Origin of the sequence: Mediterraneibacter sp. ICN-202921 (assembly GCF_037890075.1) — a bacterium.
In the GTDB taxonomy this organism is placed as follows: domain Bacteria; phylum Bacillota; class Clostridia; order Lachnospirales; family Lachnospiraceae; genus Mediterraneibacter; species Mediterraneibacter massiliensis.
Window position 1 is genome coordinate 60,344 of record NZ_JBBKBE010000012.1, and the last position, 12,361, is coordinate 72,704.

At 43.4% G+C, this 12,361-nt stretch carries 10 protein-coding genes and 1 tRNA gene; 3 read left to right on the plus strand and 8 right to left on the minus strand.

Features of this window, described 5'->3' with window-relative positions; translation table 11 throughout:
• Positions 1-102: 102 nt before the first annotated feature.
• The gene (locus WKT01_RS10105; RefSeq protein WP_117974901.1) at positions 103-1,491 is read right to left on the minus strand and encodes an APC family permease; all 1,389 of its coding nucleotides are present in this window, start codon (positions 1,489-1,491) and stop codon (positions 103-105) included.
• 343 nt (positions 1,492-1,834) lie between these two features.
• Between WKT01_RS10105 and WKT01_RS10110 the strand changes: the two genes are divergently transcribed.
• Together WKT01_RS10110 and WKT01_RS10115 are read left to right on the plus strand one after the other, a co-directional pair.
• Positions 1,835-2,569: a Crp/Fnr family transcriptional regulator gene (locus tag WKT01_RS10110; RefSeq protein WP_340312267.1), complete on the plus strand. Its 735-nt coding sequence runs from the start codon at positions 1,835-1,837 to the stop codon at positions 2,567-2,569.
• Between the two features lie 101 nt (positions 2,570-2,670).
• Entirely contained in the window at positions 2,671-4,515 is a 1,845-nt protein-coding gene (locus tag WKT01_RS10115; protein ID WP_117974897.1) for a CocE/NonD family hydrolase, read from the plus strand.
• Positions 4,516-4,570: 55 nt separating this feature from the next.
• Here WKT01_RS10115 and WKT01_RS10120 read toward each other — a convergent pair whose 3' ends face one another.
• Positions 4,571-6,685, minus strand: coding sequence for a glutamine synthetase III family protein (locus tag WKT01_RS10120; protein WP_059066881.1), 2,115 nt, complete (start codon positions 6,683-6,685; stop codon positions 4,571-4,573).
• Between the two features lie 165 nt (positions 6,686-6,850).
• Positions 6,851-7,714: a class II fructose-1,6-bisphosphate aldolase gene (gene fba, locus WKT01_RS10125; protein ID WP_059066880.1), complete on the minus strand. Its 864-nt coding sequence runs from the start codon at positions 7,712-7,714 to the stop codon at positions 6,851-6,853.
• A gap of 247 nt (positions 7,715-7,961) precedes the next feature.
• Between fba and WKT01_RS10130 the strand changes: the two genes are divergently transcribed.
• Positions 7,962-8,033, plus strand: a tRNA-Glu gene (locus tag WKT01_RS10130).
• Between the two features lie 202 nt (positions 8,034-8,235).
• On the opposite strand, the gene WKT01_RS10135 is transcribed toward WKT01_RS10130, so the two are convergent.
• From WKT01_RS10135 to murB, 5 genes are all read right to left on the minus strand, one after another.
• Positions 8,236-9,156, minus strand: coding sequence for a diacylglycerol/lipid kinase family protein (locus WKT01_RS10135; protein ID WP_059066879.1), 921 nt, complete (start codon positions 9,154-9,156; stop codon positions 8,236-8,238).
• 88 nt (positions 9,157-9,244) lie between these two features.
• On the minus strand, positions 9,245-9,505 hold the full coding sequence (locus tag WKT01_RS10140) for an HPr family phosphocarrier protein (RefSeq protein ID WP_059066704.1): 261 nt from the start codon (positions 9,503-9,505) through the stop codon (positions 9,245-9,247).
• Positions 9,502-10,461 carry a DNA-binding protein WhiA gene (gene whiA, locus WKT01_RS10145; protein ID WP_340312268.1) on the minus strand — a complete coding sequence of 320 codons (960 nt, stop codon included), beginning with the start codon at positions 10,459-10,461 and terminating at the stop codon, positions 9,502-9,504. The genes WKT01_RS10140 and whiA overlap by 4 nt, the downstream gene beginning before the upstream one ends.
• Before the next feature lie 2 nt (positions 10,462-10,463).
• On the minus strand, positions 10,464-11,342 hold the full coding sequence (gene rapZ / locus WKT01_RS10150) for an RNase adapter RapZ (RefSeq protein ID WP_059066702.1): 879 nt from the start codon (positions 11,340-11,342) through the stop codon (positions 10,464-10,466).
• A gap of 2 nt (positions 11,343-11,344) precedes the next feature.
• The gene (gene murB, locus WKT01_RS10155; protein WP_340312269.1) at positions 11,345-12,262 is read right to left on the minus strand and encodes a UDP-N-acetylmuramate dehydrogenase; all 918 of its coding nucleotides are present in this window, start codon (positions 12,260-12,262) and stop codon (positions 11,345-11,347) included.
• Between the last annotated feature and the right edge of the window lie 99 nt (positions 12,263-12,361).

A 12,361-nucleotide genomic window follows, 5' to 3' on the forward strand; every position in this document is an offset into this window, starting at 1 on the left:
TCCTTGTTTATTCTATTGTCATCATAAAAGAAATAGGTGTGCAGCGTTGTCACATACACACCATTTTCAAAATTTATTTTTCTATTTCACACTGCTTCCTGTTTATTTTACAGCCTTTACTCCCAGCTGTTCTTTGGCAGCCTCTTCTAATTTTTCCCATGGCTCATATGTTTCTTTCATTCGTTTGAAGATATCATACCCATCTTTTTTCTGCACATAACTTCTTCGTGCCAGTGTATAAACGATCGCCACTGCGTAATAGCAGATCATCATGATCCAATTGTGCGGCGCCATCTGGAACAACACATAATATCCAAGGACTACTGACATGACAGCAGCTGCCGCCGTCAAAATACAGTTGAGGACATGAGGCGTCTTAATATAAGCTGCTTTGTACGCATTCGGATAATATTTTGGCAGCATGAAGACACTTAAAAATGTGATCGGTAAAAGGAGCAGTCCTGGGATCGTCGTTACTTTTACCACGTCATCCAGATTGAAACCGCCAATGATCATCGCCATTGCCAAAATAGAATTCAGCCACAGTGACCATGCCGGCGCTCCATGTTTGTTGTTCTCGCAAATTTTCTGCGGGAATAGACCGTCTCTGGCAGCCGCAAAGTTGATACGAGAGAACATCATCATAGCGGAGTTGATACTCGTCACGATCGCCAGCAGGGCGCCTCCTGCGATAAAGAATATCCATACTGCCGGACTCATGAATTTATCTGCCACCGTCGCCAGGTTATCGATCTCGTAGAAGTTCGGTTCCACACCGACTGTTATGTAAGCGATCAGCGCATATACGACTGCTACTACCAATGTACTTACCAGATAAGCGATCGGCACGTTCTTTCCCGGATTCTCAATTTCCTCCGCAGAGTAGTACAATACGTTCGCCCCGATCAAACTGCCGTGCATGATTCCCATAGCTGCCCACAAAGCGCTCAGCTGTACCGTAGACGTGATCACTTCTCCTAGAGATACGACCGTCGCTCCCCAGCCGCCTAAGATATACACAGCAAGCGCTACTAAAAGCACTGCCACGCAAATATCCTGGACGGTAGAAGAAATCTTAATCCCATAGCAGGAAATGATGGTGAAAAGGACAATACAGGCACATGCCGCCAGCCATTCAGGACACGCCGGGACCAACATACAGAAATAGGTAGAAAAAGTCAGCGCCATTGTGCCGATCTTCAAAACTCCCACAGCCAATTCATTGAAAGCGTCCCAAGTTCCCATGACCGGATGTACCATACGGGTCAGATACATGTAAGAACCACCATTTGCCGGAAGAGCAGAAACAAGGAGCATTTCCGGGATACTGCGTAGGAATACGAACAGCGCCGCGCAAATGAATCCAATAACAATGCCATTCCCACCGACAATCTTGATGGCGATCGGTGTCGATGCAAATACGCTGGCACCAATAATACTTCCAACCCCCATCAGAATACATGACATGAGTTTCATTTTCTGTTTTTTCATCCCATTACCTCTTTTCTGTCAGATTTTTTATGGCATTATTATAAATATTTTAAAAACCCCCTTCTGTCACTCAAGTTACATTTTCACTACTTTGCATAATTTTATTTTTTATCTTTCATTTTTTCTGTGCATTTTATAATAGCATTATCTCAGAAAGATTACATAAATTGTAATTTTTCTTTAATTCTGTATTCTTTTGTGATAGAATTTTATAAATTATACCTTATCAGGCGTCCCCTATAAAGCATGTATTGCGCGGATACCCGGATGGGTATATCTTATCAGGCAAATCATGCCGATAAGTATTGCTAGAACTATTGATCATCTAGAAAGGAAGGATAACATGGCAACAACTCAAAACTCACTCAAATTGAATGAACTTTCTAAAGAACAGCAGGAAATTTTCCCTATCCTAAAATCTACTGCCCTTTTCCGAGAGCTCACTATGCACCAGCTGATCGAACTGGCCTCCCACTGTAAGGTCCTCGCAAAAAAGAAAGGGGAAGCGATCTATTATATCGGCGACAGTTCCGCCCACCTTTATATCATCCAGTCGGGATATGTTATGGAGTCGGTTTTCTATGGAAGCAGCGCAGATGTGATCGTGAAAGTACGAAATGATGGGGAATATTTCGGTGAAATGGGAATGCTTTGCGATAAACCCTATCCCAACACGGCTCTGGCACTGGAAGACTGCCGTTTGATCTCGCTTCCCAAAACTTGGTTCTTAAAAACCGTCTGGGACAACGCTTCTGTTTGCCGTGTCATCATCCAGGAATTGATCGACCGCCTCCTAAATTCCGCGCAGCATATGGTCAACGCCATGTATCTGGATGCTCCGGGACGTCTGGCCTCCATCATCGTCAATCTGACGACCAACAGCAGCCAAAAGAATATGACGATCCGCATCACCCAGAGCTCCCTTGCAGCTTCTTCCGGTATGGCACGCCAGACTGCCGCCAAGATTTTAGGAAACTGGCGCAAAGAAAATATTATCCAGACCGAACGCGGACATTTAAAAGTCCTAGATTTCAACCGCCTTCTGGATATTATTTTGGACAGCGAACTGAATATCTGATTTTATTTTTTCAGAAATTTTTCTCTTGTGTCACATTATAGACAGACTTTATATACTATTTTCCGATATACTGGGTTTATCAAAACATAGGAGGTACGATTATGAACCAAGAACAATTCTATGAAGAGACCGGTCTGGAAAAAGTTCCTGTATATTGGGACAGACGTTACACCAAAAATCTTGATAAACTCTCCAAACCGGTCTATACCGTAAAACTAGAAGAAAACGTAGAAGTCATCCTGCGAGACGGAACAAAAACATATGTAGACGTATACCATCCGGCAGAGATAGAAAAAGCGCCTTCTCTCATTGCATATTCCGCCTACGGCAAGAAAATGCAGCGCATGCGCCACGGCTCTTTGCCGGGAACATCCAACTATTTTGACCATAGTCTGGAAGCTGGCGATATTGATTTCTTTGTACAAAGGGGATATACCTATATCATTCCCGACGGACGCGGTATCGGACGCAGCGAAGGCGAATACCTGGGCGTATATAATCCGCAGGAACAGGAAGATGTTTATGACTATGTAGAATGGGCAGGTACAGAATGTCCATGGAGTACCGAAAAAGTAGCCCTAGCCGGTTATTCTTATTTTGGCATCATCCAGGCGCTTACCGCTGCTTTGCAGCCTCCGCATCTAGTATGTATCATGCCTCTTAGCTATACGGATGATTATTACCAGCACGGCTATTACGGCGGTGTCGCAGATACGTATATGAACATGTATTGGGAACTGTGTCCGGCAAATAATCCTGTTACCTGGACCAGCAAAATGATGTCTGAAGAAGAAATGAAAGAACGGATTGAAGAAGTACAAAAAGATCCAGATATTGCCATCAACACATATTTCAACAAAATGTTCAACGTATGGCCTCCAAAATATCATACTTTCTATTTGGACTACCTGCTGCATCCACAAGAAGATGATTTCTGGCGCCCACGTTCTATGAAATATAAGTATGACAAAATCAAGGTGCCTGTATACTTTAAGTGCGGATGGGCTCCTAACGGACGTTGGTCAGCTCCTGTATTTAATGCCATGAACTCCAAAGAACTAAACGTATACAAACGCTGCGGCGTCATGGAAGGATATAATGGCATGGAACTGCCTTATCGCTTCATGAACGAGGAACAACTTCGCTGGTATGATTACTGGATGAAAGGTATCGATACCGGTATTGTAGACGAACCTCCGATGAAATTAAATATTATCGGACGTGGTTATCGTTACGAACACGAATATCCACTGGCAAGAACACACTGGAAAAAACTTTATCTGCATACATTCGGCAACCTGCGCTGGGAACCTGTCGTGGAAGGCAGTCTGCCGCCAGACAGTTTTACACACCGTCCTCCTCACATTACTACAGAGGTGGAAAAACTGACTTACCGTACAGACCGCTTCAACCGTCCGACAGAATTCACCGGACCGATCGAGCTCCATCTATGGGCAGCAATCGACAGCAGCGACGCCAACTTCATCGTAAAACTGCATCAGATCACCCCCGGCGGAACCCGCCTTCCTGTATGCCGCACCGGATCTCTGAAAGCAAGTTATCCGCTTGATAAAGAAAAGAGTCAGATCGGCCGCCCGGTACATGACTATACAAAGAGAATCCCTGTGACCCCAGGCGAAATCCGCGAGTACGTTATCGAGATCAATCCGATTGGTATGGTATTCCCGGCAGGCTCTGCGATTGAACTGGAAATCAAAGCCATGGACAACTTCGAGCCTCAATCCGGTGCATGGCAGGCTAAAATGGATCACCTTGGACCAATCCCAAGCGCAAATACGATCAATTACAAGATTTATCGCGACAAGGATTACCCTTCCTACATATTGATGCCTTATATTCCCGAAACGCCAGGAGAACTCTGGCTGCAGCCTATCGTGGACGATGATATCGTCGTCGGAGGAAGCGGAAAAGGCAGCACTCACTAACTTTCTTACAGAAAAAAGGAGCTGTATATGTACAGCTCCCTTTTTCTGTATTTCTCTACACTTCAAAAAGCAGATCTCCATAAGACGGCATAGGCCACGCTTCTTTATCAACGATCATCTCCAGTTTATCCACCGGTGTACGCAGATTTTCCATAGCAGGAACAACCGTATAATAGAAAAATTTTGCTTCTTCCGGTCCTTCTTCTTTTTCCCCGGCTTCTCGGACCACATTCTCCAGTCCTCTCAGCGCTTCTCTTGTCTCTTTTAAAAGTTCCGACACTTCTTTCAGACAATCTAACTGCACGCTTGCGTCCGCTCCCGCCGCTGTCACTGCATTAACCGTATCTGCCAGTTCCTTCGTATATTTCATGACCGCGGGAATAAACTGCTTTCTTGCCATGTCGATCATAGTACGCGCTTCGATATTGATTGCCTTTGCGTAAGATTCGTACTGGATCTCCGCCCGGGACTCTAATTCTGCCTTTGTAAACACGCCAAACTTCTCAAACAAAGCGACTGCTTTATCAGAGACCATAGCCGGGATCGCCTCAACCATAGAACGGATATTATGCAGGCCTCTCTTTTCCGCTTCTTCCACCCACGCTTCAGAATAACCGTCCCCATTAAAGATAATCCTCTGATTCTCTGTCGCATATTTCTTGATCAAATCATGTACCGCAAGTTGGAAATCTTCTGCCTGTTCCAACTCATCACAGGCTTCGGAAAACGCCTCTGCGACAATTGTGTTCAATACAATATTAGAAGAAGCGATAGAATCCCTTGAACCAACCATGCGGAATTCAAATTTATTTCCTGTAAAAGCAAACGGAGACGTACGGTTTCTATCTGTAGCATCCTTTACCAATTCCGGCAATGTCCTAACTCCTGTTTCCAGCCTCTCACCTTTTATGCTATGTGTTGCCTCTCCCGTACTGATCAGCTGATCTATGACATCTTCTAACTGTTCTCCAAGAAAAACAGAAATAATCGCCGGAGGTGCTTCATTTGCTCCCAGCCTGTGATCATTCCCCGGATCCGCCGCAGATTCACGCAGCAGGTCTGCATGTCGGTTTACCGCTTTTAAAATGCAGGTCAAGATCAGCAGAAATTGGATGTTTTCATGGGGTGTCTTCCCAGGATCCAACATATTAATACCGTCATCTGTTATGATCGACCAGTTATTATGTTTTCCCGAGCCGTTCACCCCTGCAAAAGGCTTCTCATGAAGTAGACACTTCATTCCGTGCTGGCTTGCCACACGTTTTAACGTCTGCATAACGATCTGATTGTGATCTACCGCAATATTTGCCTCTGTATAGATCGGAGCCAATTCGTGCTGCGCCGGCGCCACTTCATTATGCTGTGTCTTAGAAGATACGCCTACTTTCCACAGTTCAATATTCACATCCCGCATAAATGAAGCGATCCGCTGACGTATAGTACCAAAATAATGATCGTCCAACTCCTGCCCTTTAGGCGGCATAGCTCCAAACAAGGTACGTCCTGTATAGATCAAATCTTTTCTCTGGAGAAATTTCTTCGCATTTACCAAAAAATATTCCTGCTCCGCCCCTACAGACGGTGTCACTTTCTTGGACGTCGTATTTCCAAAAAGTCTAAGAAGCCTTAATGCCTGCCCATTGATTGCTTCCATAGAACGCAGAAGCGGCGTCTTCTGATCCAGTGCTTCTCCTGTATAAGAACAAAATGCCGTTGGAATACAAAGAGTAGCTCCTGCGGCATCCTGTCTGACGAATGCCGGAGAGGTACAATCCCATGCTGTATAGCCTCTGGCTTCAAATGTAGCCCTCAGCCCTCCTGAAGGAAAAGAAGAAGCATCTGGTTCCCCTTTGATCAACTCTTTACCAGAGAAACTCATTAAGATCTTCCCGCTGGGAAGAGGTGCGGAAATAAAAGAATCATGCTTTTCCGCCGTCACACCCGTCAGCGGCAAAAACCAATGCGTATAGTGTGTCGCGCCCTTTTCTATTGCCCATTCTTTCATTTCGTGCGCGATTACATCCGCTGTCTCAAGATCTAATTCTTTTCCCTCTTGAATCGTATTCTTCAGATTCTTGTAAACTTTTTTAGGCAGCCGTTCCTGCATCACAGTATCATTAAATACATTTTCTCCAAAAATGTCGGCTACATTGAACTTTTCTGTGTTCATAGTTTTTCCCTTTCTCCATGTTTTTTCACAACAAAGCAGAAAAAAGGGCACTCCAACCATGCTGGAACGCCCCTGTCACATCTGCGTATGTTAGTATAACGCAAGCGCCGAAAAAAGGCAAGTAAATCTTTCGTTTTTTGACACTATTTTCTTCCCGCTCTGGCATTACGCCTTTCCTACAGAACCGAATAATTCCATCTTCTCTTTCACTGTCTGCATAATTGCCTCTGTACCAGGCTTCAGTAATTTTCTCGGGTCAAAACCTTTGCCCTCCAGATCTTTTCCTGCCTCTACATATTTCCTTGTAGCTGCCGCAAAAGACAGCTGACATTCTGTATTTACATTGATCTTTGCGACGCCAAGCCCGATTGCTTTCTTAATCATATCTTCCGGTATCCCTGTACCGCCATGAAGAACCAGAGGCATATCCCCTGTCAGCTGCTGGATCGCGTCCAGAGTATCAAAGCTTAATCCTTCCCAATTCTCTGGGTATTTTCCATGAATGTTCCCTATTCCCGCAGCCAGAAAATCGATTCCCAGGTCTGCGATCATTTTACATTCCTGCGGATCAGCACATTCACCTCTGCCAATCACACCGTCTTCCTCTCCGCCGATAGAACCAACCTCTGCTTCAATAGACATATGATTTTCGTGCGCGATCTTAACAAGTTCTTTCGTCTTTTCTACATTTTCTTCGATTGGATAGTGAGAACCGTCAAACATAATAGATGAGAAGCCTGCTTCTACACATTTCATACATCCTTCATAGCTGCCGTGATCTAAGTGCAGCGCTACCGGAACTGTGATGCCCAGTTCTTCTATCATTCCATTTACCATTCCAACCACTGTCTTATAGCCTGTCATATATTTACCTGCACCCTCTGAAACCCCCAGGATAACCGGTGAGTTACATTCCTGTGCTGTCAGCAGGATAGCTTTTGTCCACTCCAGATTATTAATGTTAAACTGTCCTACTGCATAATGTCCTGCTTTTGCTTTCTGAAGCATTTCTGTTGCTGATACTAACATATTCTCTTCCTCCAATTCTGTCTTTACTCCTATTAACGGGCTGACAATAAGTTTTAAATCTGTTCTCATTATATCCCATCATACTCTAAAAAACAATCCATAAATCCAGGGCATAAAAAAGACATTAAAAATCTTGCAAATAAAAAAATAAAAAGCAAAAAAGTTCTTGCATAATCCAGAAGTTTATAGTATAATAAAATTCGCTTGTGAAAGATTGATTCATTTTCACACAGCTAAAATTTCATATGGCTCCATGGTCAAGCGGTTAAGACGCTAGCCTCTCACGCTGGAATCAGGGGTTCGATTCCCCTTGGAGTCACTTTTCATACATGCCAAAAAGCTGTCAACCACACGGTTTTTTGGCATTTTCTTTTTTCTTTAAAATTCTAAGGTAATCAAAAAGGTAATCAAATATGAAATAGGAGCAGCGATTTTTCTGCATGGTTGCCAATCCATATCATGGAATGCATGCTGTTCTTTCGCGCTCCCATTTTCCCTGAATATTTAAGACTCCTGGCAGATCACTGTGCATCCACAGATAAATTGGAGACCATGTTGTCCCTCACCATGATCTGCAGCCCTTGCTTTTTATTTTTCACAATAACTTTATCGTGTTCGCCGCCAAACTCCCCGTCCAAAGTCCAGGGAATCTCTTCAAGCGACTCAAACTGTACATTGCCTGACTTGAAAGAATACATATGTTTTGAATCTATCTGTTTAATAAGAAGAGACGCTACAATCTCATTTAGTTCTATCGGATTCTTAGGCATCTTGATCAGTGTAACTTCAAATTCTCCGTCATCAAAAACAATATCACGCCCTACAATTCCTTTGAATCCTCCTACAGAGCGTGAATTCGTCACCATTCCGAAGATGAATTCATCTTCTATCACTCCGTCTTCATATGTCACCTTGATCTGATAAGAAGGAATATTAAACAGCCTTTTTGCTCCTTCCAGCACGTAGGCAAGATGTCCCAGCACATTCTTCATACTCTGTTTCGTCTCATAAGAAACATCCGTAAACAGACCGAATGCCGCAATATAGATGAAATAATCGTCATTAAACACACCCACATCACATGAAAAAGGCACACCATTCACCGCTGTATCTGCCGCTTCTAATATATTTCTTGATATATGAAGGCTATTGGCAAAATCATTTGTCGTCCCCGTCGGGATATACCCTATAGGTACCTGCTTTTCTCGGAATAACATTCCTGTTACCACTTCGTCTAAAGTTCCATCCCCTCCGCTGCATACGACAAGGTCATATTCTTCTTCATAACTTTTCATCTTTGCCAAAGCATCATGATACCTCTGCGTAGGATAGACAGTGACTTCATACCCTCCCTTTACAAAAATATCTAACACATCTGATAGCTTGGGCTTTAGAAGTCCTGTGCCCGCATTTGGATTATAGATAAATAACATTTTCTTCATCCCTGTATCCCTCCCGTCTGTCTTTTTTATTATAAAAGAGGCTGTACAAAAGTACAACCTCCTTTTACTTTCCTGTATTATAAACTGCTTATTGTTTCACTTTGGTAAAAAATGTTTTGATTCCTTCAGCAGCTTTTTTTTCATCATCACCTTCTGTTACAACTGTAAGTTCTTCCCCTTCTGCAAGACTCAGACTCATCATTCCCATAATACTCTTTGCATTGATCTTCTTGCCATTTACCATAATATGTATCTGACTTACGTACTGGCTTGCCTCCTGTACCAACAATGCAATCGGTCTCCCGTCAAGACCTTTGCTGTGCCTTACTACGACTGGTGTTTTAATCATAATAATCCTCCTTGTTCTTGCCTTACCTTTTCTGCCAGTTCGCTTAATTTTCTAAGCCTGTGATTCACCCCTGATTTTCCGACAGGGGGAGACAGGAGCTCTCCCAACTCCTTCAACGTTGCATCCGGATATGTAAGGCGGGCAAGTGCAACCTCTTCTAATCCTTCAGACAACTTTTCAAAACCGATCGTCTCCTTAAGATATGTAATATCTTCCGCTTGCTTTACTGCGGCAGATACGGTTTTGTTGATATTGGCAGTTTCACAATTTACCTTCCGATTTACAGAGTTTCTCATCTCTTTGAGTATTCGGACATTTTCCAGTTCCATCAAAGCGACATGCGCCTCCATAATATTCAGGATATCTACTATCTGTGCCCCTTCTTTCAGATATACGATATAGGATTTCTTGCGGCGGACGATCTTAGCATCCATAGAGAAACCACATATCAATTCCCGAAGCTTCTGTGCCATCTTCTCCGAAGGACATACCATTTCCAAATGATAAGATTTCTCCGGATCACTCATAGAGCCTGCTGCCAAAAACGCGCCTCTGATATATGCACGCCTGCAACATATCTGCTTTACGACAAGAGGATTGACCGATTGGATCTCTTCTAGTCCCAAATGACTCTCATCCAGCATTTTTGCCGCTTGGAGAATACGCAGTGCTTCTTCATGACGTTTTACAATAACAGAATATGAAACACTGTGTTTCACAATATTTCTTCGGATAGAGATATCAGTCTTTATATTAAATGTTTTTTCTATTAATGTAAAGACCTTTCTTGCAACAACTAGATTTTCCGTATGGATTTTTATACTGTACTGATTGAAACCATTGACGACAACCGTCCCGCATAATTCTAATATAGCCGCAATTTCTGCTATCTGGCAGTGCCTCGCCGTACTAATTTTCTTTCCAATCTCGTCCTTCACCTTACCAGAAAATGACATCTTTATTTCCTCTTTCTCAAAGCATCTTTTTCAATATCCCTATGCTCGATCCGAATCCCATAATTCTCCTCCGGCTCAAGTATATGGTACAGTGCGTTCGCAAGCGTCACGCTGCGGTGTTTTCCTCCTGTACAGCCAATTGCCACAACAAGTTGATTTTTCCCCTCCAAGATATAATTGGGTATCAAAAACTCCATCATATCTTTTAATTTTGCCAGAAAAATCCTTCCTTTGTCATTTTCCATCACATAGTCCTGCACTTCCGGATCATTTCCGGTCTTGGCTTTTAGTTCTTCTATATAATATGGATTTGGCAAAAACCTGACGTCAAACACAAGATCTGCATCCTGCGGAACCCCGTATTTAAAACCAAAAGACATAATCGTAATATACAGATTTTTGAAGTTTTTCCCTTCCACAAATATTTTTTCCAATTCAAGACGCAGTTCCCGGGTAAGCATCTTACTTGTATCCAGTATATACGTCGCCTTCATTTTTAAGAACGCGATTTTTTCACGTTCCCTTGCGATTCCCTTATCTATCCTGCCGGAACCGCTCAAAGGATGCTGCCTTCTCGTCTCTTTATACCGCTTCACAAGAACGTCGTCTTTCGCGTCTAAAAAAAGAATCTCATATTTGATCCCCATTCCGTCAATCTGCCGCAGACTTTCTTCCAGACCCAAGAAATCCTGTCCCCCTCTGATATCGATCCCCAAAGCGGTTTTTCGTATCTTTGTGTCAGGCTCGGCAAGCATCTCTGCAAATTTTTTCATCAACAGTATGGGGAGATTGTCTACGCAGAAATACCCCATATCTTCCAGCATTTTTAATGCCGTTGATTTTCCTGCCCCCGACATCCCTGTTACGATCACAAATCGCATTTTTAAAACTCTCCTATCCTCTTTACTTCCGGCTCCAGACGTACACCGGAACTTTTCTCCACTCGTTCGATCACCTGCTCCATCAGTTCTGTCACCTCAGCCGCCGTCGCGCTGCCTCTGTTGATCACAAAACCACAGTGCTTCTCTGACACCTGCGCATCTCCGACTCTAAAACCTCTAAGCCCCGCTTCTTCGATCAGTTTTCCTGCAAAATACCCTTCAGGGCGCTTAAAAGTGCTTCCCGCGCTTCCATATTCCAAAGGCTGCTTTGTGATCCGCTTTGTCTTTAACTCTTCCATCTTAAGCCGTATCTCTTCTTTATCACCTGGTTCTAATTCCAATACGGCGCTTAGAACAAGATATCCATTCTTCGAAAAAGTGCTGGTACGATATCCCATATCCATCTGCTCAATGGACAGGGAAAGACTATGCCCCTCTTGATCCAGTACCTTCGCGCTTTTCAATACTTGTTTCATTTCCCCGCCATAGGCTCCTGCATTCATCATCAGAGCACCGCCTAATGTTCCTGGAATACCAGAAGCAAATTCAAAACCTGTCAGCCCTGCTTCCAAGGCTTTCGCCGCTATTTTCGACAAAAGTGCTCCTGCCTGTGCATACACTTGTTTACCACTTGTTTCCACACCATTCATTCTTTTGAATATTTGAAGCACAACTCCCCGATAGCCCTTGTCTCCTACGAGAAGATTACTGCCGTTTCCCATGATATAAAAAGGAATCTTATACTGTCTGCACAGCAGAAGTACTCTCTCGATTTCTTCTTCTCCTGTCGGTGTAATAAAATAGTCTGCCGGTCCGCCGATCTTAAAAGTTGTATGTCGGCTCATCGGCTCATCTTTAAGTACATTTTCTATTCCGGTTATATTACATAATTCTTTATAAAAATCCATTTTTCGCTCCATTTCATATATCTTTTCCTTTTCATCATACAACAACCTTCTCTTAAAGTAAAGGCAGCTGTTCTCTTCTTACGCTCCTCCCTGCCGGCCCCTAAGATGTCG

Bases quoted from the DNA above. Each gene is read 5' to 3' on its own strand.
- WKT01_RS10105 (WP_117974901.1), bottom strand. From the start codon at position 1,491: ATGAAAAAACAGAAAATGAAACTCATGTCATGTATTCTGATGGGGGTT.
- WKT01_RS10110 (WP_340312267.1), top strand. From the start codon at position 1,835: ATGGCAACAACTCAAAACTCACTCAAATTGAATGAACTTTCTAAAGAA.
- WKT01_RS10115 (WP_117974897.1), top strand. From the start codon at position 2,671: ATGAACCAAGAACAATTCTATGAAGAGACCGGTCTGGAAAAAGTTCCT.
- WKT01_RS10120 (WP_059066881.1), bottom strand. From the start codon at position 6,685: ATGAACACAGAAAAGTTCAATGTAGCCGACATTTTTGGAGAAAATGTA.
- fba (WP_059066880.1), bottom strand. From the start codon at position 7,714: ATGTTAGTATCAGCAACAGAAATGCTTCAGAAAGCAAAAGCAGGACAT.
- WKT01_RS10135 (WP_059066879.1), bottom strand. From the start codon at position 9,156: ATGAAGAAAATGTTATTTATCTATAATCCAAATGCGGGCACAGGACTT.
- WKT01_RS10140 (WP_059066704.1), bottom strand. From the start codon at position 9,505: ATGATTAAAACACCAGTCGTAGTAAGGCACAGCAAAGGTCTTGACGGG.
- whiA (WP_340312268.1), bottom strand. From the start codon at position 10,461: ATGTCATTTTCTGGTAAGGTGAAGGACGAGATTGGAAAGAAAATTAGT.
- rapZ (WP_059066702.1), bottom strand. From the start codon at position 11,342: ATGCGATTTGTGATCGTAACAGGGATGTCGGGGGCAGGAAAATCAACG.
- murB (WP_340312269.1), bottom strand. From the start codon at position 12,262: ATGGAGCGAAAAATGGATTTTTATAAAGAATTATGTAATATAACCGGA.